The organism is Mycobacterium pinniadriaticum, assembly GCF_026242045.1.
Classification (GTDB): Bacteria; Actinomycetota; Actinomycetes; order Mycobacteriales; family Mycobacteriaceae; genus Mycobacterium; species Mycobacterium pinniadriaticum.
Map to the genome: position 1 here is coordinate 16,437 of NZ_JAPJDO010000049.1, position 21,887 is coordinate 38,323.

Sequence of the window (21,887 nt, forward strand, 5' to 3'; positions counted from 1 at the left end):
AGTGCAATAGTTTAGTTATATGACGCCGACGGCGCCCAGCGCAAACGGTCGTGCAATCCATCCCGTGCCGCTGCGTTTCGAGCTCTTCCGGCAGGTGTGGCCGTGGCGGCCATGGCGGCGTGCCAGGTTTGGCATGGGCCTGTTGATCGACCGGGGCCGGTCGAGGGGCGCGCAACGACTGTCGCCGATTCCATCCACGCGCGGCACCTGTTACGACGCGCCAGGGGGACATGCCTGCACCACGCCACGTAGACGGTCAGGATCTGAGACCAGCCGGATTCGAGCTTGAAGAAGCCGCTTGGCGCCCGCGCCTCGCCCGGGGTACAGTTATATCGCTCATTTATTTAACCTTTTGGAGAACCATGCGACGCCAGATATTCGATGAGTTCCACGAAGAGTTTCGCGGTCTGTGTCGCTCGTTCTTCGAGCGCGAATGCGTCCCGCATACGGAGAAATGGGAAGCAGATGGCCAGGTAAGCCGCGAGGCATGGCTGCAGGCCGGTCGACTTGGCCTCCTTGCGTGGGACGTACCAGAGGAGTTTGGAGGCGCCGGCACCACCGACTTCCGGTTGAACGCAGTTCAAGCTGAGGAGTTCTGGGCGACGGGTACAGTCGGAATTGGCCTTGGCATCCAGAATGACGTCATCCCGCCATATCTCATCGACTTGACCACCAGCGAACAGAAAGCGCGATGGCTTCCAGGGGTGGTGTCCGGAGAGACGATCACTGCAATCGCGATCTCCGAGCCAGGCGCCGGATCTGACATCCGCTCGATCGCGACGACGGCCCATCGCGAAGGCGACGAGTACGTCATTCATGGCTCGAAGACGTTCATCAGCAACGGATTCATGGCCGATCTGGTCGTCGTCGCATGCAAGACGCGTCCCGAGGACGGCCACCGCGGGATCAGTCTCATTGCGGTTGAATCGGGCAGACCCGGGTTTGAACGCGGCCGCAAGCTAGACAAGATCGGCCAGCACGCGCGCGACACGGCGGAACTCTCCTTTCAAGATGTTCGCGTGCCGGTTGAAAACCTCATAGGGGAAGAGGGCGAAGGCTTCTACTACATGATGCGGAACTTGCCGAGAGAGCGGCTCGGGATTGCGGTCCATGGCGCTGCGGCAGCCCAACGTGCCTACCAGATCACGCTTGACTACGCGCGCAATCGAGAAGCTTTCGGCACACCGATCTCGAATTTCCAGGTCAATCGCCACGCGCTTGCCGAGATGCACACCAAACTGCAGGTACTTCAAACATATCTCGACCAGTGCACGGTGGCGCTCAATACCGGTGATCTAACCGCCGCAGAAGCTGCCGGAGCTAAGTGGTGGTCTACCGAGACTCAATGGGAGATCATCGACCGTTGCCTACAGATGTACGGTGGCTACGGATATGTCAATGAATACGAAATCGCCCGAATCTGGCGCGACTCTCGCGTTCAACGCATCTATGGCGGGACAAACGAGATCATGAAGGACCTCATCGGTCGTGCGTTGGGATGCTGAGCTAACGGCCAGGTCAACTCCCACAGATATCCGCAACTTGAGAAGGCCTTCCTGAAGTCACGTCAGGGTCTTCTTCGCTGAAGGGATGCAACGATTGATCTCTGACAGTCAGCTCGCGTGGCTGTTGGCCGATACTGCGGGCCACCTCCTCGGCGCTAATGAGCGCGATCGGCTATTCGTCGAAATCGGCAGCGCGAATTACCTTTCAGCGATCGAGCGCTTGATCACGGCGATGGCGCACTCGAACGTGTCCCCGGAGGCATCCCTCTTGAGCACTATTGTCGCTTGGCTCGACCGCTACCCCGGCTTCGGTCACGAGCGGCGCCTTCGGCCCCTCGTCCAGCAGATGTCTGATGCCTAAGGGCTGCTGAGGCGACTTCGTGTTTCATCGATGAAATGGAGGGGCGAAAGCGGGTTAACGACCAGTGCTTTGCCACGGGGTAAATGATCGTTGCCGCAGTGAAGTTTCAGTAGCCGGCAAGCGCTCAATGTCTCGTTGTCATCCACGATGTGAGAGCTCTTGCGCGGCGGCCGAATGTACGGTTCCTGTTGCCACTGCGCCCGACTGAATCAATGCGGCGATTTCCTGCTCGCTTATCCCGAGGTGCTCGGCCAGCACGGCGGCGGTGTCGTCACCGAGTGCCGGCGCCGGCTGGGGCGCACAGTGCACACCGTCGATCGACATCGGCAGCCCCGGAGCCAGATACGTGCCGATCCGGGGTTGCTCGAGGGTGGTGAACAGCGGGTTCGCGGTGACCCGTGGGTGCTCGACGACCTCAGCGAAGCTCAGATAGCGGTCCCACAACACCGAACTCGACGACAGGGCGGCGGTGACCTCGTCGGCGGTGTGGCAGCGGAACCACGTGGCAAACAAGCCGGACAACACGTCACGGTGCTCGTAGCGCTGGCCTTCGTCGTTGAAGTCTGCGTCGAGGGCCTCCCCCACGGCAGCAACGGCTTTCGCTGTTCCCGTCAGCTCGGCCAGATCCCGGAAGTGGCGGCCGGTAAGCGCCACGACCATGAACGCGACCCCGTCACCGCTGGTGAAGTTCTGGCCGTACTGGCCGAAGAGGCTATTGCCGAGGCGGGGCCGCTGCGTGCCGTTGACCATGACCTCGGTGAGGAATCCGAGGTTGGCCGCGGTAGCCAGGGCGACATCGTCTAACGGCAGCCGGATGCTGCCGCCCTGCCCGGTCACGTCGCGGCGGCGCAGGGCAGCGAAGATCGCCAGCACCGCGTACAGCCCGCAGCTGACATCCCACGCGGGCAAGACGTGATTGACAGGCTCGCACTGTGACGCAGGGCCCGTCACCAGCGGGAACCCGGTAGCCGCATTGACGGTGTAATCCACGCCGGTCGATCCATCGCCACGGCCGATCACCTCCAGATGGATCAGATCGGCCCTCTCGGCGCGCAGTGTCTCGTAGGAATGCCACTGCCGCCCGGCCACATTCGTGATTAGGACTCCGGCATCGGCGATCAGGCGTGCGACCAGGCGCTGCCCCTCTGGGGCGCGAATGTCGGCGGCCACCGAGCGCTTGCCCTTGTTCAGTCCGGCCCAGTAGATACTCTCACCGCCCTCGGCCAGCGGCCAGCGGTGATAGTCGGCCGCCCCGCCGACGGGATCGACTCTGATGACCTCGGCGCCCAATTGGGCCAGTGTCATGCCGGCCAGGGGCACGGCCACGAAGCTGGAGATCTCGACGATGCGTACACCGGCCAACGGCTGGCAGGAAGAAGCGCTCACCTGACGAGTATGGCAGGCAGCATTCACGATCAATGAACGGAGGAGTCTGCCGTCCTCCGCATGAACCGAGACAGGCTTCCTCCACCGGCCCAACTGGTCAGGATCGAGCCGAAGTCCACCTCCGTTGGGCACTCCTTGTGCATGGCGCACCTGCGCAGGTCCCTGCCGGGCTGCGTTGGCCCAATGAGGATGCTCGGGACACCACCGGTATCGGTCCAACAGCACGTCTGCGCGGCTTCCGGGGCGGGTGTCCGTGACCACGGCTTGTCAGGATTCCTGTTCCTAGGCAACGGCTTCGAGCTGACAAGCCCAGAGGTCTCTAGCATTTCTCATCCACGACGGTCATAATGAGTGGGGCTTAGGCTCTCAATTTTCGTGCTTGCCTGCCCTTGTGATATGTCGTTATACGCGGATGGCCAGACGCTGCAACTGACTCGTTGTCATTTGAACTCAGCCCTAGCCGAATTGACGGCCGACGAGCAAGACAAGTTGATCGAGGAGGCACAGTTGATGGATCACAGCCGCGAGGAACTAAGGCGTGTCGGGGCGGCTCGGCGACAACGAGCGCAAGGCGCCAAACACGAAGCGCTGCAGTCATCCTTGATGGCCATCGATGCCAATCTGGCCCAATGGTCAGACGAGTTCGTCTTCGGTCAGGTATGGACTGATTCTGACCTTGCCTGGCGAGAGCAGATGCTCGTCGCGATCACGGCGCTGGCCGCCCTCGGGCACCACGCACAATTGCGGAACTACCTACATGGTGCGTTCCAAGGAGGCATCGAGGAGTCAGCGCTGCGGCACGCATTGTCGATGCTGACCGTGTATGCGGGATTTCCAGTAGCCATTCAAGCACTCAATGTTCTCCGTGAGGTCGTCGCACGCGAGCTGTCTGCTGCTGCCGCCGACACCGCACCCCAGCGAATAGTAGCGTTCTGCGCCGGAATGCTGACGCGGCTCTTCGAAAGACGCCAACCTACCTGAGCTGGTCGCTGAAGCTAAGGTCGTCTTGCGCTGTGCTGCATCATCTTCCTGTGAAAACCGGGGCGCGCTTCTCGGCGAAAGCCGCGGCTGCTTCACGGTGATCCTCCGAACACAGCAAGGGCACCTGTAGCTCAATTTCCCACTGCAGCGCATCGCTGAAGGTGGCGGGTAGCGCATTGAATGCCTGGCTGATCGCCGTGATGGCCAGGGGTGGTCCTGCCGCCAATGTGGCCGCCACATCGATCGCGGTAGGCAGAACATCGTCGGCGGATTCCGCCAACTTGTCGATAAGCCCAATCCGCAGCGCTTCCTCTGCGCACACAGTCTCTGACAACAGCATCATGGTTCGGGCACGAGCCGGCCCAACGCGTTGCGGCAGTGTGAAAAGTACTCCGTTGTCAGCGCATAGACCTACCTTGACGAATCCCCCGGCAAACCGGGCGCTCGGACCGGCGACGATATAATCGCAGGCCAATGCGATTCCCATCCCGAGCCCGACCGCTGCGCCATCGACAGCAGCGATTTGAGGCTTGGGGCCCTCGGCCATGACCCGCGCTATCTCCTGGGCTGCCTGAATGCGTTCGTAGGCGGCGCCGCCATCGGCTGAACGGACCATCTTCTTGATATCTGCCCCGGCGCAGAAATCGCCGCCGGCCCCAGTGAAGACAATCGCCCTCACCTGAGGGTTGGCATGAGACTCAACGATGAGATCGGCGAACTGCCGCCGCGTCTCGACGTCCAAGGCGTTCTTGCGTTCAGGACGATTGATGGTGATACACCGAACAGCGCCGTCGTCGTGCACGCAAATACCATCAGACATAAACACTCCTGCTCGCGTCTACCTTGTTCGCTCGGCGGCACGTTGCCTGGCCGTCGCGGTTGATCGTTACAACCCCAGCGACTTGCTGATAATCGACTTCATCACTTCGCTTGTCCCGCCATAGATCCGGCTCACACGAGCATCGCTGTAGAGTCGAGCGATCGGGTACTCGAGGATGTAGCCGTAGCCTCCGTGCAGCTGCAGGCAACGGTCTACGGTGCGAGCCTGCATCTCGGTGCAGAACAATTTGACTTTCGCGGCGTCAGCCCCGCTGAGTTGGCCCTCGATCAGCTGTCGGATGCCGAGGTCACACATCGCCTGCGCCGCCTCGATCTCGGCGGCAACGGCGGCGATTTCGAACTTGGTGTTCTGCATGGCCGCCACGGTGGTTCCAAACACGTTGCGATTCTTGACATAGTCGATCGTCATCTCCATGGCCGCCCGACTCTGTGCCACCGAGCCGACGGCGATAGCCAGCCGCTCCTGGGCAAGATTGTGCCCCAAATAGGAGAATCCGTGATCGACTTCGCCGAGCACATTGTCCGCCGGAACTCGGACGTCTTCGAAGGACAACTCCACGGTGTCCTGCACCTTGATCCCGATTTTCGGCAGGCGGCGACCTTTCGTGAAGCCCGGAGTACCGGACTCCACGATGATCAGGCTCAATCCGGTGCGGCGGTTCCCATCGACCGGCTCACTGGTCCGCGCGAGTACGATGACCAGATCTGCATGCTCACCACCGGTGATGAAGGTCTTGGCGCCGTTGAGGATGTAGTCGTCGCCGTCGCGTTTGGCAGTAGTCTTGACTCCAGCAAGATCTGAGCCTGTGCCGGGTTCGGTCATCGCGATGGCAAGTAGGAGTTCCCCGCTGGCCAGCCCCGGGAACCATTGGTCCCGCTGCTCGTCGTTGGCGTATTTCAACATATAGGGCACCACGACGTCGAGGTGGGTACGTAGTGTTCCCAACGTCACGTTCGCGCGGGCTGATTCCTCCTGCAAGACGACGTTGTACCGGTAGTCGTCAACACCGCCGCCACCGTATGTCGCAGGAAAACCAAACCCCATTGCTCCGATGGCGCCGAGTTGGAGGTACAGGTCGCGCGGAACGATCCCCGCGGTGGTCCACTCGTCGTAGTGTGGAACGACCTGCTTGGCGATGAAATCCCGCACGACCTGACGGAAATCTTCGTGTTCCTGCTCAAAAAGCGTTCGCTGCACTACCCTCAACTCCTCCGATCATCGTTCGGCAGTCATCGCGTCGCCATCGCCTCAGTGGGCGTGACTCCCTGGGCGCTCTCGAACACCCCACGACGTACAAGTTCGGCCACGACCACGCGGGCCATGGTGGTCGACCGGTCTTCACACGCGGCGCGTGCGGCGACCGGATCGCGGCGCAAGATCGCCGCATGCTCGAGTTCGTAATAGGGCAACATGATCGCCTGATTGCCTTTGTAGTTCACCCAGAACGCGGCGGGGATGAAGCTCTGCGATGCCCGGATCGCCGCCTGCAGCCGGGGTCCCGCATATTCGTAGTTGATCGCCCGGCGGTACGCCCACGTCGTCTGCTCGAAGCGCTCGGATCCACAGGCTTCACGGAGTTCCCGCACCAACTCGCTGAGGGTGTCGATGATGCGCGGCGTGGGGTAGACGGCTGCACGCGCCGACGCCATGCCGCTGAGCACGCCGTAGACTTCATGGTGTTCCAGGACCGTGGCTGGGTCGAATCGTTCGACGAAGGAACCACGATGATAGCGCGATGTGACGATGCCGTCGTGCTCGAGCTGACCGATCGCCTCGGTGACAGGCAACCGACTCAGGCTGAGCTCACGGGCGATCTCGTTTCGGTCGATCCGCTCGCCCGTACGCAGCTTGCCGATGAGGAGCTGACCGATGATGTGGTCGACGACCTGGTCCTTCTCCTTGGCTCCGTACCGTTTGGGCATCAGCTTTCCCTCATGAGTCTCTCAATGGCCCGATAGTCAGGCTTGCCGACGGGAGTCCGCGGAATGCCGTCGACACGCAGCCACTGCCTCGGGCACTTGTACGCCGAAAGCTTCTCACGACAATGCTTTGTCAACATCGCATCGCTGAGATCAGCCCCCTCAGCTAGTTTCAGAACTCCCGCGACGCGTTGGCCCCAGCGTTCGTCTGGCCGACCCACTACCACCACGTCGAGCACCCCCGGGATGGTCCGCAACACTGCCTCGACCTCATCGGGCCATACTTTCTCGCCGCCGGTATTGATGACAGCGCTGCCCCGACCCAGCAGCGTGATCCGTCCATTCGGCTCCACCCGAGCCTCGTCGCCCGTCACCGCGTACCGGCGGTCATTGATGGTTCGGAACGTCTCGGCCGTCTTCTGCGGTTCGCCCAAATAGCCAAGGGGCAGATGGCCCGTGACCGCGACCATTCCGACTTCCCCCGGGCCTGCCGGTTTTCCTTCTTTGCCGATCACGATGATTCCACCACCTGGATCAGTCGACTGGTCTCCGCTCACATCGCGGGCGACGAGCGCCTCGGTGGATCCAAAGTTGCTGACCAGCTTGACGTTAGGCAGCAACTCGGCCATCCGATCCCGGATCGACGAACTCCACGCCGCGCCCGCCGATGAGATCGCCCTAAGCGAGGGTAAGGCTCCGGTCCATCGACCCGTTTCTAGCTCAGTCAACATTGGGTGTGCGAAAGCGTCCCCGACAATGCCGAGCACTGCCACGTTGTGTCGTTGCACCATCTCGAAAGTCGCTGCAGCGTCGAATGCGAGGCTGTCCGATACGACCACCGTTCCACCACCGTTGAGCGTGTTCAGCATGAGCGATAGCCCAGCCGCATGCAGAATCGGTGAACACGGAAGTGCCGTCGGTGCTCTTCTGCCGGAGGCAGTCAAAGACTCGGGAGTCGGCGGCGGCGCGCCAGTTTTAACCATCTGCCAGATCATCTGGAAATGGTCGCCGACAAGCCATTCCACGGCACGTGGCACACCTGTCGTGCCTCCAGTGTAGATAAGTAACCGGTCGTCTCCGCATAGCTCGCGATCGAACGGAGCACCGGAGTCCAGCGCGGCCTTCCACGAAGTGCCGGCCATCTCGAGTACGAAGGGAGGCTGCCCCATACCAGAGACCGCTTCGGCCAGCGCCGGCGCACTCGCCGCGTCGAACAACACGGCCGCCGCCGAGCAATTCTCAAGTACGTAACGAACTTCATGCGCCGTATAACGCGGATTGACGTTGGCAGGCAGCGCACCGAGCACAAGTGCTGCGTAAAACCCCTCGATTAGTTCCGCGCTGTTCGCGGCCATCACGGCGACCGGAGTGTCCCGCGCCACCCCCCGTGTCGTTAGATAGCTGGCCAAGGACTCCGCGTGGGCTAGGAGTTCTGCAAACGTGACCGATCGCGCCGGTGTTGAGATTGCGATGTCGGCCGGCCGCTGGTGGGCGAAATGACGCAGGCTGGCGACATAGTGATGGGGTACGAGCCCGATGCCCTCGTGACCCTGGTACGGGTGTAGATCACGCCCTGATTGAGGGCCGAATCCGACCGCGGGTTGGCCGGTCATTTCGGCGGGGACTGACAATCGTCGTCAACAAGCGGATCGGGCGCCGGCAGCGTACAACCTCTTGCGAGCGCGCGCCCCAGGTCAGCCGACAGCTCGTTCGGCCGCCCGTAGAGGGCGTTGAGTGCGCTTCCTCTTCGGACCCAGGTGTGTAGTGGATGCTCCCAGCTCAAGCCCATTCCGCCGCACACCTGGTTGGCACTCGCCGAGGCGATCTCGAAAGCGCGGCCCGCCAGCGCCTTTGCCGCCATTGCCAGTGCCGCCATGTCGTCCTGGCGGGCCGTACTCGCCACGCACAGCCAGACGGATTCGATAACCGGACGTGCGGCCTGGATTGCAACGTGTGTCTCGGCAAGCCTGTGTCGGACACTCTGAAAGCTGCCGAGCGCCTTGCCGAACTGATGCCGGCTGGTCACGTGCTCAACGGCCAGTTCGTTGATCTTCTGGGCAATTCCGCATAGTTCGCTGGCCAGGGCGGCGCGCACAACAGGGCGGGCGAATGTTGCGCCATTGCGTACCCGAATGTCCGAGTCCTGTAGAGACACGTTGCCGCGCAACCGTATCCAATCACCGGCGATGTCGAATCCCGGCGCCGATGATCGCTCCAGACCTGCCGTGGGAATCAACACGACATCCTCGCCGCACAACACGAGTAACGTGCCAGCGCGTTCACCTCGGCCACCGCAGCGCGCCATCAGATCGACGTCGAGCCCACCGTCCGCACGGAGGCTGGGCACCTCCCCTCCGGGTATCGGATAGCTCATCGACGGGGCGTCGGATCCAGCGATGGCCAAGGTGTGTGCAACGACCAGGTCAGCCAAACGATTAGCCAGACCAATCCGGCCGAACTCCTCGAAGAATACCGCCGCAACCGCACTGTCCTCGACCAGCACATCTTCGAAGCCGACTTCGGTGGCCACTGCATCCGCGTCGCCACTACGTCGTGCCGATAACCGGATCCCTTCCCTCAGCGCCTCCACGTCTGCGGTACTCAACTGCGTTGAACGCATCGTTCATGCCTCCTCAGGAAGTTTCAGCAGCCGGTCGGCGATGATCCCCCGCTGAACTTCGCCGGCGCCGCCGTAGATAGATGCCGCCCGGCTGTAGTACCACTCAGACCTCCATACCTCGAACTTCTCATCGGGGTCGAACAGAAAGTGGCCAGGAAGTAAGTCACGGAAGGCGTCGTTGAGCGGCTGTTCGGCCTGTGCGATCAGGATCTTGTCGATTGACGCTTCTGGTCCGATCCGTTCCCCGGCGAACAACCGCCGCACCGTCTCGCCGGACCGTAGTCGCAGGGCAAGGTTGGCCAGCCAACAGTCGCCCAGCACGGTCGCGGTGGCGCGGTCCGGATCGTCTATCTCACTGACGAGTTCGCGCAGGCGCCGGGCGAGGTGCGCCTGGCGCAGCCAGCCATAGTTCGCCCGCTCGAACTGCAGCAGATACATGGCTACGTCCCAGCCGCGGTTGACTTCTCCAATTACGTTGTTGACCGGTACGCGCACGTGATCGAAGAAAACGTCGGCGCATTCGTCGGTCCCGTTCGCAAGTCGAAGTGGCCGCACCTCGATGCCTGGAGATCGCAAGTCGACGAGGATCATGGTGATGCCGCGGTGACGCGACTCGGCCGACCCCGTCCGGGTGAGCACCCCCATCCACTGTGCCGATACCCCGTAGCTCGTCCATGTCTTCTGGCCGGTGATAACCCACTCATCGCCTTCCAGAACGGCTTTGCAACGCAGGGAAGCCAGATCACTGCCAGCCTCAGGTTCGGAGAATCCTTGTGCCCACATTTCGTCGCCGCGCAACGCAGCAGGCAGACGAGCTTCTGCGAACGCAGGGGCGAACTTCATGAATGCCTCGCCCTGCAGCTCGATCTGGATCACAAACTCCGGAACTCGATATCCCGCACTTTCAAGTTCGTCGTAGAGGACGTTGCGCAACACCGAAGGGCCTCCGAGCCCGCCGTACTCCACAGGCCACCCGTAGCGAATCCATCCGGCGTCATACAGCACGCGCATGAAACGGGCGTCGCGCGCCCAGCGATCCTCAACCGGCTCGGCGTGGTGATGGCGGAACTCGTCGAGGCTGTCGGCGGTGGCGACCAGCCACTCCCTCAACGCAGCCCGAACCACAGGTACCGAGGTGTCCAGTGTTGGCGCCTCCATGGGCCCTCCCGTATCTCATCACATCGCAATTACCGAACGCGGACATGGCAGCATATTGCATGCAAACATAGTGGACTGCGCGGTGGAATCAAAACCACCTTGACCTGGGTTCTTTGGAACACTTCTCCTGATCTACGCTCAAGCAGCCGCGATCTATCTGGCAGTATGCATTCAAATTAGTCGGGTAAACGCCCATCGTGGGGCGACTTGGATGCAGCGGACGAGATGGAGACAGTCGCTATCGCCCGATGCATCCCGGGTTGGTATCCGCAGGGCCCACGGGTTAGCAAACGAGTCCCGATACGACAACGCACGTCTCTTGGCGTTTCGTTACGACAACTGTCGCCCAACCTGTCAGATGCAGGCCCCCGGTTTGCCGGGTACAACCAAGCTCGAGGTCTACTAAGCGCTCGTCGTTCACTTCACGTCGGTCTGTGACCATTGCGGTATAAGTCAGTTCGTCCCCCGGCCAGGCTTGTTCCTTGAACCGAACACCGAATTTCCGAATATTCTGCGGCCCAAGCCAATCGGACACGTAGGCAGCCAAGCTCCCTGCACCCAGCATTCCCACGGCGAATACTTGTGGATAACCTGCCTTGGCAGCGACGGCAGGGTCGTGATGAATAGGGTTGAAGTCCCCGGAAGCGCCTTGGTAACGAACAAAATCGGTTACCCGTAAGGGCTTGTCGGTTCGCGGTGGCGGCGCGTATCCGATGACCAAGTCGTCCCACGAACTCATGTACCCGCCCCTGTCGACTTCGACGTCTCCACCAGCGTGTTGCGTACTTCTGCCACCAGATTTCCCGCCTCGTCACGGTATTCGGAGACCATGACCGTGAAGGTCATCATTCCTCCGCGTTTGCCCTCCTTGGTGTAGGAGTCTTCGATACGTTGCAGACCGCTAAGTCGATCACCGGCACGCGGAGGCCCCTTGGGGAACACAAATTCCTGACTGGCGTGCAGCACTCGGCTCATGTCCCGTCCCGCCGGCCACACTCTGTGTTGCGGACCCTGCCAGAACTGCGCTGTCATGAGAAATGTCGTCGGTGAGACGGCGCCTTCCTTCAAGTAGTGCTGGGGATCCCTTGCGCCGACGGCCCGCGCGAACTCCTGAACTTTGCCGCGCTCGATCGGCAATTCGAAAGGTTCAGCCACTTGTTCCTCCATGGTTCATGCCTCTCTTGGTGCCTCACGGCGCGACAACCGCGTGCAGCGGAGGAGCATCGCCGTGCGCCATCGCGCCCAGCAACTCCCCCACATCCGCCGCGTCGAGTGGCGCCACGTCGTGCGGGATCGCCGAGAAGCGATCATCATCGGCGAGTAGCTCCAGCGCGCGCGCGTAAGCCGGGCCGTCGACACCGCGAGCGCCAATGAGCGTAAGCTCCTTGGCCACAAGACGATCCGGGTTGAATCGGTCGATTGTGTGAACGCCTCTCGTGCCGGCGACCACGATCGTTCCGCCCGGCCTTGCAAGTTCGATGGCCTGAAGGAATGCTGCTGGCGCGGCGGCAGTGACGTCAACGACGATGTCGGCAAGCCCCCCGGTCTCCTGCTTGAGTAGCGTCTTGGCATCGCTGATGCGAACATCCACTGCGACGTTCGCGCCTAATCTCTCACCGAGCTTCAACCGGGTGCGATCACGAGCACCGGCGCCGGTGAGCAGAATGAAGCCAGCGCCGGCATTGCTGACCGCCGCTACCGAACTCAACCCACGCAATCCCGGACCCAGAACGGCAACGACGTCTCCGACTCCAACATTCGGTAAGGTTTGTCCCCAGCGGATTCCGGCCCCCAGTGGGTTGAACAAGGTGGCATAGACCGGATCCATGCCCTTTGGCACCTGGTGCACAAGTGAGTCAGCGGTCAATATGGCATGGGTCGCATAGCCGCCCCACAACCCACAACCCAACGAGATGGGCGCACTGCCGTAGGAGTCACCCATTCCATGCTTGCGGCACAGCGGATAGGCGCCTCGCCGGCAGGACTTGCATTGACCACAACGCTGGAATACCTCGACGGCGACGACATCCCCTTCATCAAGACCACGAGAGCAAAGAAAATCGTCAGTCGCGTGCTCGATGCGTCCGACCATCTCGTGCCCTGGAATCAAAGGAAGATTGGCGGGCATTGTCCCGTCGAACATTTCATGGTCAGTTCCACACAGACCGCAAGCCTCCACAGCGAGAATCGCTTCGCCTGGGGCCAAGGCAGGGATGGGGAACTCGCGGGTCACCAACCACCCTGGCCCCTCGAGTACCAGCGCTGTAGCGATCCTCGGAGGCGACATCACGGGGCAATCCTGTATATCAGTGACGCGGTCGCGACGATGCGTTCGGACTCAGAGGCCACCGACACCTCGACGAAATTGAGCTCCTTGGCACGGCGCACACAATGTGCCGCAGCCTGTATGGCCTCGCCCCGTCCAGAGGCAACGTAGTTCACGGTCATCGACACGGTGGCGCCGCGGGTGCCGTTGGCGTAATCGTGACCGTTCCATGCGGCGGCCGCACCGGCAACGTCGATGAGGGTAGCGATCGCGCCCCCGTGATGAGTTTGTCCGCTGTTGTCCACGGTCTCGCTGTAGGGCAGGCTCACGACAGCCCGATCCGGTTCAGACCAGTCGACGAGCCGCAGGCCGACGAATTTGGTGAACGGCACCCTCGTGAACATGAAGTTCAACGACTTCTCATGGCGCTCGCGGTCCGCCGGGGTTGTCACGACACGACCGTACCAAATAGATTCATTATGTCCCTATATGTGGCTTCTAGCAATGAAAATAGCAGCTCAACGGGCAGTAAGTTGCATCCGTTTCTTGCAGGGAAAGCTTTGATCCGGCTGACTCTCAGTTCCTCGCAGCAGCACGGCCACTCCTGAGAATCAAAGGCGACGTCACGACGTGGCCTGACACCTCACGGCGCCCGCTGCGGTGGCTGCAGCGTTCGGAGCCGCCACGACCGCCGCGGTCCATGTCATCGCGACACTGAACACCCAGATCGACGAACTCGAGACCGCCTTGGCCGCACATCTTGAGAAACACCCGGACGCCGACATCTGTCGCTCCCTGCCAGGACTTGGTTGTTGTGCTCGGCGCCCGATTGCTCGGTGAGTTCGGGGACGACCCGATCAGATACACCAGCGCCAAGCGTCACACGAATTACGCCGAAACATCACCATTGACCATCGCCTCAGGCCCCAAGAGAGCCGTACTGGCCCGCCACGTCCGCAACAAACGCCTACACGACGCGCTCGATGAACGGACGTTCTGCGCGCTGACCCGAAGTCCTGGTGCCCGCACCTTCTACGCCCAGCACCGCGCCAACGGAGATCTCCATTACCGAGCCCTACGCGCCCTCGGCAACCGACTCGTCGGCATCCTCCATGGCTGCCTACGCCGCCACACGCTCTACGACGAGCGCAAAGCCTGGGCACACCGTCAGACCGGCGCCGCTCGACAACTTAAGCACCTGGGATGTCTAGCCAGTCCCGTCATCTCTGCTGCTGCGTGGTGATGGGCACCTCGTCAGCGGCGCTGGCTCGTCGGGTTGACCGCTTACGACCAGGCGGTCAAAGCTCGCCGCGGTCGCAGAGTTCATCGCGGTGACGAGCAGTGCGATGAAAACCGTCTACGCCCTAGGTGCCATCGTCATCGTCTGTGCCGCAGCGCGACACCACCGAGCCCGGGGCACATCAGCCTCTCCGGACGTCCCAGGCGGTTCAGCACCCCCACATGCGAAATTCGCACCAGCGATTGCGCGGCAGTGTCACCCGTCGTGATCGATCTGATGGCCGAGATGGCGCCCGGCGTCACGGCTGACGTCATCGAGGCCTACGCTCGCGTCAGCGGGCGCCTACAAGACCTCGCCGAAGGCGACCGCGGTCTGGCCCTGGCGCTGCTGGGCAGCATCGATCCGTTGTGCATCTATGTGACCGCCGAGGGTGAGCTAGTGTCCAGTGGCCGGCACCGCATCTGCGCGGCCCGCTGGGCCGGTGTCACTGCCCTGCCGGTGTGGCACGACGCCACGCGTGCAACACTGCCCGCCACCGCACAGCCACTGCAGCACGGCACTATCACCGAGGCACACAACTGAGCGTCCCCGCCGCCCTTCACCACAGCGTCGGCTGATCACCGACCAGGGCCGCCGCCGCCGCGCATCCGCGCCATCCGAATCATGTTGTCGCCCTGGCTGCCTTGGACCACGTGTTCGGCGGCAACCTTGACGCACAACGTCACTTCTTCGGGATGTCAGCCTGTTGCAGCCGAAGTTTGTGGTCACGGCGGTAGCGTTCGGTCGGATGACCCAGGCAGCTGATGATTGCCGCGAGTGGATGTTGACGTGGGCACGGTCCGGTATCAGACCGCCGGAGACGTTCCACCCGATGGCGGACGAGTACGCCGCGATTGATGACTTGGAGCGCGGTATCGATATTCCGGTCGGTACACCAGTTCTGATTGATCCGGACGGTGGTTGCGACCTTGCGCTGAGCGAGTTTTTTCGCTCCCCCCATTTCGTTCGACTGCTCGCCGAATGAGCTGTTCGAGCCGTACGTGGAAATGCAGGCCGCCGCCTCAGCGAACGCGCCGCGTCCACGCGATCTGGGTGTGACGCCGGGTAAGCCGGTCGCCAAACGGATTCGGATCGTCCAGGACGACGATGGCCCGTCCCCGCAAACCTGAAGACCGCCAGCGCTGGCCGATCGGATGCGCCCGATGCCGTGGCCACTACGAACTGGTGGCCACCTGGCCGGACGGACCGATCTGTGGATACTGCTACCAGGCGGCCAAACGGATCACCGGCATCTGCGCCTGCGGTCACCAGGGCGTGCTGCCAGGCCTCCTCGATGAGCGGCCCGCCTGCCGGCGCTGCAGCGGGGTCAGGCTCAACCTCGACTGCATCGGCTGCGGCGCCGAAGCCGAACTCTACAGCGGCGGACGTTGCCAGCGGTGCGTGCTGCGCGCCACCGCTTCACGGTTGCTCACCAACCCCGACACCGGCGCGATCGCGCCCCAGCTGCAGGTCATCGTCGACGCACTCGCCGCGATGGCCCGGCCCAACAGTGGCCTGACGTGGATCCGCCAACCCCACGTAGCCCACGTTCTGCAGGAACTGGCTCGCCACCCGACCCTCACCCACGACGTACTTGACCAGTTCCCGCCGGGTCGTACGACCGACTACATGCGCAGCCTGCTCGTCGAGCACGACGCCCTTGCGTCACGTGACGAGAGACTGGCCCGGTTCCAGTCCTGGGCTGTCCTAGCCCAGCAGCGGATCACCACCGACGAGCACCGCAAAGTCATCGCCCGGTTCATCCGGTGGAGTCTGGAGAAACGACTTCGATCGATGCACCCCGTCACCGACTCGGCGTTCCTGCGGGCCAAACAAACGGTCACCGTCACCATTGAGTTCTGCAACTGGCTCGCAGTCGAGCACGACGTCACCGTCGAGCAGCTCAGCCAGGCCCACATCGATCTGTGGCAATCGACCGGCCCTACCACCCGCGAGCACATCATCCGTTTCATCCGGTGGGCCATCAAGGCCCGGCTCATATCCTTCGATCTGGACGTGACACCGCATCGCCGCGGGACCGCACCAAGGATGCCCGTCACGAAGCAGAACGCCGTCATCGAAAAGGTCGCTCACCAGCAGACGCTTCACCCCCGCGACCGGCTCGCCGCTATCCTGGTCATCGTCTTCGCGCAACGCGCAGAAGACATTGCCGCGCTGACCTGGAACCAAGTCACGATCACCGCCGACACGGTGAGCATCGACCTGGCCGGCATGCCGATCGATCTTCCTCCGCCGCTTGATGCACCCGTTCGCACGCTGGCCGCCAGCACCTACAACAACCAAACCGCCGCACATCCCAACTCTCCATGGGTATTTCGCGGTTACCGGCCCGGCATGCACATCACGCCAACGCATCTCCGCAGTCATCTACGACCGGTTCTCGCCGCCCTCGAGGCCCGGTTGGGCACCCTCAACGAACTCACCCAAACCACGCCGATCGCCATCCTGGCCGAGACACTCGGCTACAGCCCGCAGACGTTAGAAGCCCACGCAAGAGCGTCGGCATCAACCTACGCGCGGTACATTGCCACTCGACTAGACTGACAGTCCTTCCGCGCCAGGGAAAGCCGTTTCGTCGCGGCGTGCGATCGACGATCGGCGGCGACGTGCCGGGCAAGATCGACCCACACTCGTGCAACGAGCCCGAGACGCGGACGGCACACGTAGGCGCGTCACCGGGCGGCCAGAGCGCCGATCTGCTGCATGACCCCCAGGAGGTGAAAGTCCCAGTCGCCCCGCCCTGTAGACGGCGATTGACTACCCGCCCTCCCTCTCCGCGTGCCACCACCGATACGTCACTGTGACGAATTGGCTTGTGGCGCAGGGCTATTCAAGCGTTGCGGCGGGCTGACAGTCGGCCAGCCTTCGGACGGTCGCCGGCATGGCTGAGGAACTGTCCGGATTCATTCCACCGGTTCCGCGCACCGATGGCGTTTCGCCGCTTCGAGCTGACGAGACCGTGTTCAACGCGATGGTCGATGGATGGCGCGCTCCGATGCTCGCACGTGGCCTGGCTACCGACACCACAGCAACGGGAGCAATTTGCACAATGTAATTCGATATCGTATTATCCGAAATCATGAAGTCCGAAACCGTACCGCAGGCTCAGTCGGCGCTGCTCACGTTCCAGCGAGCCGCCCACGCACTTTTGCAGCTGATCGCTACCGAATTGGTCGACCTCGACCTGACCGCGTCCGAGATCAACGCCCTGGCCAACCTCGCCGACGGGCAAGGCCGCACCGTGTCCCAGTTGGGATCCGCGGTCGGCACCCGCCCTACCACGTTGACCAGCGTGCTCGACCGGCTAGAGCGACGCGGCCACATCACTCGCGGCACGCTCGCCGGCGACCGCCGCTCCGTGCTCATCGAACTCACCGACTCGGGGCGCGCGGCGGCCGCCGTCATCACCGGGGCGCTGACCGAGATCGAGAACCGTGCGCTGCAGAACCTGCCCGCCGACGCCGTCACCGGGTTCCGCGAAGTCATGGATGCGCTCATCAAGGAAGGTTCATGACCACGCGCGGCCCGCGGCTGCACTCAGCCCGAACGGCGTACCCTCGTAGACTGCTCAAGAGGTTGATCGACCCGGCCAAACGACTCATCGTCATGCGCGCTGTGGCGTCAATGCAGCAGACGCAGGAGTCATCGCCGTTCGCTGAGCTGATGGACGAGGTGATGGCCACTGCCGACACTTTTGGCCATCGCGAGCACGTCCACCTGACCTGGCTCGCAGTCCGACGCTACGACACCGATACGGCGGTCGAGCTGGTCAGCGACGGCATCCAGTCCACCGCCCGCTACGCGAAGATCCCCTGGAAGTACAACGCCACGGTCAGCCGGGCCTGGGTCGAGCTGGTGGGCCACCACGCGCGGCAGTCGGGCATCACGGATTTCGACGCCTTCATCCACCAGTACCCAGAACTGCTCGACAAGAAGCTGCTCACCCGCTTCTACCGGTCCTCCACCCTTGCCAGTCCGGCGGCCAGGACCGGATGGGTCGAGCCTGATATCGCCCCCCTACCCGGGAAGCGATCAGACAACAAATGAGATGCCCCTGAACTCATCGGCGCCGTCCGCGTCCTGGCACGGCCCAACCGTGCTCACGCTCACGACGATTATTTGGCATCAGCTCGTTCGCCTCGACTGACAGTGACGGCAGAACGCCCCATCCTGACCCGCAACGAAATATCTCCGGTCGCCGAGCTGGGACTGCCAGATTAACGGCCCCTAGTGCCCCGATCTGGGCGTTGGTGGCCCCGGGCAGCACGATGCGCAGCTCACGCCGGACCTCGGCGACATCGAATCGGTTCCTGAACCTGTGCACCGCGACGTCGGTGGCGGTGGCCACACCAAGGTCGACGAAACCCGGCACGTCAGTGTCATCGACGTAGCGGGGCCGGGCGAACATCAGCGTGGCCGGGGTGCCGGCCACTGCGGCGCGTTCCAGGGCGCGGTAGCCGCGACCGTCACGTGACCAGCCGCGGTTGAGCGCGCGGTCCTGGACGAACAGGTTCGGCCCGTACTGTCCGCCGCCGGTATACGGAATGAGATGACCACGGTCCACGGGTCGGCCAGCTAACAGGTCGGGTAGTGGGTAGCCCCGCTGGTAGACCACGTCGCGGACCTCGCGCGGCGTTTCGGGGTGACCGACCGCCAGTAGCGTCCGGTCGGCATGCGAGGTGCCGGCCTGCGCGAACAGAAACGTGGCCGGGCCGTCGTCGAATTCGACCAGCGGTCCCGGACCCGAGTCGCGCTGATGATCCTCGGCCACCGACTGCATCAACAGTTCGATCAGCACTTTGTGGTCGATCTCCCTGTCGCCGCGGCGAGCGGCAGCGACCAGCTCCGCGTACTGACCGTCCGGTACAGCGTTGTGCGGCCACCTCACGTCCTCTCCCGCCCCGCGAATCTAGGTGCGGTCGGTGGGCGCGTCGCGGGCAGCGGGTACCGGCACCGCGCCCAAGCGCCGCGCGATGTCGTTGAACGTTCGGTCCGCGCCCCACGCCGAGGCCGCCACCCAGGCCAATTCCCGTTCCGTTTCCCGGTCCAGTGCGGCGCCCTTGTAGCCGAGATCGTGCTGCGGTTCGGCCCAGGCATGCATGAACAGGGTGCGCACCTGAAGTTCGAAGGTGGTCGGCATCTCCGCGATCTCCGCCCAACCTTCGGGTTTGTGATGTTCGGGGATCACGCAGACGAAATGCTCTGACTCGTAATCGAATTCCTTGGGACCTTCGGGTTCCTTCGTGCGTTGTTCCACCGGTCCGAACCAGTCGGTCAACGCTGCGCACACCACGGCAATGTCGTCGCGGAAGAACGTGATCACCCGCCCTGCCACCTGATCCTCCAACTCCGAGAGAGGATGGCGGTACTTGGGCTGGGCGGCCTTCTTCACGAACGACCCTTGCGCTTTGACACGGAACGCAATCCGGTCGATGTGGGCCACCGGCTCGAGGGCGGCCATCGCCCCTGCCTGCAACTTTGCTGCCAGTGTGTCCAGGAGGGGCCGGCGCTGTCTGTATGCCGCCACCAGTTCGGCCTCATCCACGGCTTCTCACCTGCTCTTCCTGAATCTCGCCCTCGGCGCGCAGCCGGCGTTTGCCGTTCACCTCGAACAGTTCCACTCCGCCCGGGGTGTCCATCTCAACAAAGGGTGCCGACACGATCACGCCGTTGTCGAGAACGAAGCGGGTGTAGCGGATCAACCGGTCGAAGGTGTCGTTGTCCAGAGCGAACATGGCCGTCCGTTCCTCGGGGCCCAGACCGTGGACCAAAGCGCTGGCCGCGGTGTCACCGAGGTGATAGGTCGCTGAGACCTGATCGATCGACCATCGCCGCGGTGGAGCGACCCGCAACCCGAGGATGGCGGCGTTGATCTGATCTTGGGCGGCGGGGTCATCGCCGGTCCTGGTGTGCGCGGAGCGCAACGCGTGCGCCAGCAACCGGGTTCCTTCTGCGGCGCTCATCTGCAGCCGTGCATCCAGGAATCCCACGATCCACAAGTCCGCGGCCGCCCGCTCGGCGTTGGTGGCCTGAAAGTCGCGCACCCGAGCAGTCAGCATTCCGGTCGGCATGTTCTGGCCCTCCACCATCGCCACCTTGCGCAGATTCGACTCGGTGGTGAAGGCGTCCATGACCTCCAGACTCGTTGTGCCGTCGGCAACGGTCAGATTGAACACCTCCTGCTGCGGGAAGGTCCACAGCATCAACCGCTTGTCCTGTGGCGACGCGCAGGCGTGCACGCTGGCCATCAACAGCGAGGGTTTGGAGCGGTGATCCATCGCCTCCGCCAACCTGTCGGCCAGCACTTCGACGACCTCGGGACGAGCGACGTCGGCGAACGAGATCGCAAGTGCCGCATCGCGCACCGGGTGCGCCCGTGTGGGTGAGGCGTTGTCCACCTGAAAATTCACCACCGGGCCCTCGGCGATCTTGGACCGGTCGAACCGCGAATCCAGCGCCGCCTGCAGCTGTACGGTCAGCGGCACTACACCACCGGCGTAGGCGCTGGACTGCCGTGGCGCGACCTCATAAGCATAGGCCCAGAGCAGCTCACCAGCTGCCATCGTGACACCCCTCCCCCGCGACCAGATGCCGAGTCATCTTGTCAGTCCAACCCCGGTTGCGCGGACGTTTGCCGGTGCTGGCGGCCTCGACGCGTCACCCCCACCGGTGGGGCGAGCCGCAGATGTCCAGGGGCTGGACGGCTGGGCGCCTGTCGAGGGACGCGACGGCATCCTCGAACTGGGACCTCAGCTCGAAACGGTCGAGGCCGTCGACAGAAGCGGATGCGACCTTGGGTTTCATACGGAGAATTTCTAGCGGCTCCGTGTAGACGCGACGAAGAAAGCGCTGGAGGCGGATCATGGATATCCGCTGATATCCATGAGGGACGGCACGTCGGCGTCGCGTCCGAAAGGCGATGTAAAAGCACAGCCCGGCTCGTCGCCTCGCCGTCAGACCGGACCCCGCCACCGAGCAGCTCTAGAACGGATGGCAAACGCTGATCTGTGGTCGGCATTTGGTCGGTGGATCCGCGACACGCCGTGGTTTGAAGTGGTGCCGAATGACGCTAAATCGCCAGTTCAAAACACCTTTCGGGACCGCGACGAGGAGGGCTTGCAGGCTCTCCTAAAGCCGGTGTCGCAGGTTCGAATCCTGCCGGGGGCACCACTTCCGATGTATGACCTCGGTTGATGCTTGACGATTTGTCTTCGGATGATGGGCGACAGTGTTTCGGCTGATGGTTTACACCTACTTCGGTTGATCCTTGACACTCCCTGAATGAGGGAGTTAAGCGTGGCTGAGCAGCGGTATCAGGCTGTGTTAGCGGTGATCAGCGATGGTTTGTCGATTTCGCAGGTCGCTTCAAAGGTGGGGGTGTCGCGCCAGACGCTGCATTCCTGGTTGGCCCGCTATGAGGCTGAGGGCCTGGAGGGGCTTGAACTTCCCCCGAGACCGTGGAGGCATCAACAATAGGGATCGAGATGCCAGAGAAACGGAAGAAGTACGACCGGGAGTTCCGTGAGGGTGCTGTCCGGATCGTCGAAGAG

Annotated in this window: 22 protein-coding genes, 1 tRNA gene and 2 pseudogenes; 11 read left to right on the forward strand and 14 right to left on the reverse strand. The window is 62.8% G+C overall.

The features are described 5' to 3' along the window. Positions 1–362 precede the first annotated feature (362 nt). The gene (locus tag ORI27_RS29585) at positions 363–1,505 is read left to right on the forward strand and encodes an acyl-CoA dehydrogenase family protein (RefSeq protein ID WP_266000720.1); all 1,143 of its coding nucleotides are present in this window, start codon (positions 363–365) and stop codon (positions 1,503–1,505) included. A 499-nt stretch (positions 1,506–2,004) separates the two neighbouring features. Here ORI27_RS29585 and ORI27_RS29590 read toward each other — a convergent pair whose 3' ends face one another. Next, entirely contained in the window at positions 2,005–3,252 is a 1,248-nt protein-coding gene (locus ORI27_RS29590) for a CoA transferase (protein WP_266000722.1), read from the reverse strand. Positions 3,253–3,648: 396 nt separating this feature from the next. Between ORI27_RS29590 and ORI27_RS29595 the strand changes: the two genes are divergently transcribed. Then, on the forward strand, positions 3,649–4,233 hold the full coding sequence (locus ORI27_RS29595) for a carboxymuconolactone decarboxylase family protein (RefSeq protein ID WP_266000723.1): 585 nt from the start codon (positions 3,649–3,651) through the stop codon (positions 4,231–4,233). Positions 4,234–4,273: 40 nt separating this feature from the next. Here ORI27_RS29595 and ORI27_RS29600 read toward each other — a convergent pair whose 3' ends face one another. The 10 genes from ORI27_RS29600 to ORI27_RS29645 all read right to left on the reverse strand — a co-directional run bounded on the left by ORI27_RS29600 (position 4,274) and on the right by ORI27_RS29645 (position 13,489). Further along, the gene (locus tag ORI27_RS29600) at positions 4,274–5,053 is read right to left on the reverse strand and encodes an enoyl-CoA hydratase/isomerase family protein (protein ID WP_266000724.1); all 780 of its coding nucleotides are present in this window, start codon (positions 5,051–5,053) and stop codon (positions 4,274–4,276) included. 66 nt (positions 5,054–5,119) lie between these two features. Next, positions 5,120–6,271: an acyl-CoA dehydrogenase family protein gene (locus ORI27_RS29605; RefSeq protein ID WP_266000725.1), complete on the reverse strand. Its 1,152-nt coding sequence runs from the start codon at positions 6,269–6,271 to the stop codon at positions 5,120–5,122. A gap of 32 nt (positions 6,272–6,303) precedes the next feature. Next, positions 6,304–6,996: a GntR family transcriptional regulator gene (locus ORI27_RS29610; RefSeq protein ID WP_266000726.1), complete on the reverse strand. Its 693-nt coding sequence runs from the start codon at positions 6,994–6,996 to the stop codon at positions 6,304–6,306. Then, complete coding sequence (locus tag ORI27_RS29615) at positions 6,996–8,531, reverse strand: AMP-binding protein (RefSeq protein WP_266000743.1); 1,536 nt, start codon at positions 8,529–8,531, stop codon at positions 6,996–6,998. Before ORI27_RS29615 ends, ORI27_RS29610 begins: the two co-directional genes overlap by 1 nt. A 71-nt stretch (positions 8,532–8,602) precedes the next feature. Continuing rightward, a complete protein-coding gene (locus ORI27_RS29620) occupies positions 8,603–9,523 on the reverse strand; it encodes an acyl-CoA dehydrogenase family protein (RefSeq protein ID WP_266000727.1) in 921 nt (306 codons plus the stop codon). Positions 9,524–9,616: 93 nt separating this feature from the next. Beyond that, positions 9,617–10,723: an acyl-CoA dehydrogenase family protein gene (locus tag ORI27_RS29625; RefSeq protein WP_266000728.1), complete on the reverse strand. Its 1,107-nt coding sequence runs from the start codon at positions 10,721–10,723 to the stop codon at positions 9,617–9,619. A gap of 331 nt (positions 10,724–11,054) precedes the next feature. Beyond that, positions 11,055–11,510 carry a MaoC/PaaZ C-terminal domain-containing protein gene (locus ORI27_RS29630; RefSeq protein ID WP_266000729.1) on the reverse strand — a complete coding sequence of 152 codons (456 nt, stop codon included), beginning with the start codon at positions 11,508–11,510 and terminating at the stop codon, positions 11,055–11,057. Then, positions 11,507–11,938 (reverse strand): FAS1-like dehydratase domain-containing protein, encoded by a 432-nt coding sequence (locus ORI27_RS29635; RefSeq protein ID WP_266000730.1) that lies wholly within the window; start codon positions 11,936–11,938, stop codon positions 11,507–11,509. Before ORI27_RS29635 ends, ORI27_RS29630 begins: the two co-directional genes overlap by 4 nt. 22 nt (positions 11,939–11,960) lie before the next feature. Continuing rightward, on the reverse strand, positions 11,961–13,058 hold the full coding sequence (locus tag ORI27_RS29640) for a zinc-dependent alcohol dehydrogenase (protein WP_266000744.1): 1,098 nt from the start codon (positions 13,056–13,058) through the stop codon (positions 11,961–11,963). Then, positions 13,058–13,489, reverse strand: coding sequence for a PaaI family thioesterase (locus ORI27_RS29645; protein WP_266000731.1), 432 nt, complete (start codon positions 13,487–13,489; stop codon positions 13,058–13,060). Before ORI27_RS29645 ends, ORI27_RS29640 begins: the two co-directional genes overlap by 1 nt. 190 nt (positions 13,490–13,679) lie before the next feature. Between ORI27_RS29645 and ORI27_RS29650 the strand changes: the two are divergent. From ORI27_RS29650 to ORI27_RS29680, 7 genes and pseudogenes are all read left to right on the forward strand, one after another. Continuing rightward, positions 13,680–14,280 (forward strand): annotated as a pseudogene (locus ORI27_RS29650) (transposase); the annotation flags it as partial. Between the two features lie 261 nt (positions 14,281–14,541). Beyond that, positions 14,542–14,859: a hypothetical protein gene (locus ORI27_RS29655; protein WP_266000732.1), complete on the forward strand. Its 318-nt coding sequence runs from the start codon at positions 14,542–14,544 to the stop codon at positions 14,857–14,859. 205 nt (positions 14,860–15,064) lie between these two features. Then, entirely contained in the window at positions 15,065–15,301 is a 237-nt protein-coding gene (locus ORI27_RS29660) for a hypothetical protein (protein ID WP_266000733.1), read from the forward strand. After that, positions 15,282–15,446, forward strand: a pseudogene (locus ORI27_RS29665) (helix-turn-helix domain-containing protein); the annotation flags it as partial. The gene ORI27_RS29660 and the pseudogene ORI27_RS29665, both read left to right, overlap by 20 nt. Next, positions 15,424–16,881 carry a Fis family transcriptional regulator gene (locus tag ORI27_RS29670; RefSeq protein ID WP_266000735.1) on the forward strand — a complete coding sequence of 486 codons (1,458 nt, stop codon included), beginning with the start codon at positions 15,424–15,426 and terminating at the stop codon, positions 16,879–16,881. The pseudogene ORI27_RS29665 and the gene ORI27_RS29670, both read left to right, overlap by 23 nt. A 535-nt stretch (positions 16,882–17,416) precedes the next feature. After that, positions 17,417–17,851, forward strand: a complete 435-nt coding sequence (locus ORI27_RS29675) for a MarR family winged helix-turn-helix transcriptional regulator (RefSeq protein ID WP_266000737.1) — start codon at positions 17,417–17,419, stop codon at positions 17,849–17,851. Between the two features lie 62 nt (positions 17,852–17,913). Next, on the forward strand, positions 17,914–18,384 hold the full coding sequence (locus ORI27_RS29680; protein WP_266000738.1) for a hypothetical protein: 471 nt from the start codon (positions 17,914–17,916) through the stop codon (positions 18,382–18,384). A 13-nt stretch (positions 18,385–18,397) separates the two neighbouring features. Here the strand turns inward: ORI27_RS29680 and ORI27_RS29685 are convergent, their stop codons facing one another. From ORI27_RS29685 to ORI27_RS29695, 3 genes are read right to left on the reverse strand one after another with little or no spacing between them, the layout of a single operon-like run. Continuing rightward, positions 18,398–19,225: a hypothetical protein gene (locus ORI27_RS29685; protein ID WP_266000739.1), complete on the reverse strand. Its 828-nt coding sequence runs from the start codon at positions 19,223–19,225 to the stop codon at positions 18,398–18,400. A 21-nt stretch (positions 19,226–19,246) separates the two neighbouring features. Continuing rightward, positions 19,247–19,882, reverse strand: a complete 636-nt coding sequence (locus tag ORI27_RS29690) for a GTP pyrophosphokinase (protein ID WP_266000740.1) — start codon at positions 19,880–19,882, stop codon at positions 19,247–19,249. Next, entirely contained in the window at positions 19,875–20,900 is a 1,026-nt protein-coding gene (locus tag ORI27_RS29695) for a hypothetical protein (RefSeq protein ID WP_266000741.1), read from the reverse strand. Before ORI27_RS29695 ends, ORI27_RS29690 begins: the two co-directional genes overlap by 8 nt. 477 nt (positions 20,901–21,377) lie before the next feature. Between ORI27_RS29695 and ORI27_RS29700 the strand changes: the two genes are divergently transcribed. Both ORI27_RS29700 and ORI27_RS29705 read left to right on the forward strand, forming a co-directional pair. Continuing rightward, a tRNA-Ser gene (locus ORI27_RS29700) sits at positions 21,378–21,507 on the forward strand. A 111-nt stretch (positions 21,508–21,618) separates the two neighbouring features. Beyond that, positions 21,619–21,813 carry a helix-turn-helix domain-containing protein gene (locus ORI27_RS29705; protein ID WP_407666470.1) on the forward strand — a complete coding sequence of 65 codons (195 nt, stop codon included), beginning with the start codon at positions 21,619–21,621 and terminating at the stop codon, positions 21,811–21,813. Positions 21,814–21,887 lie beyond the last annotated feature (74 nt).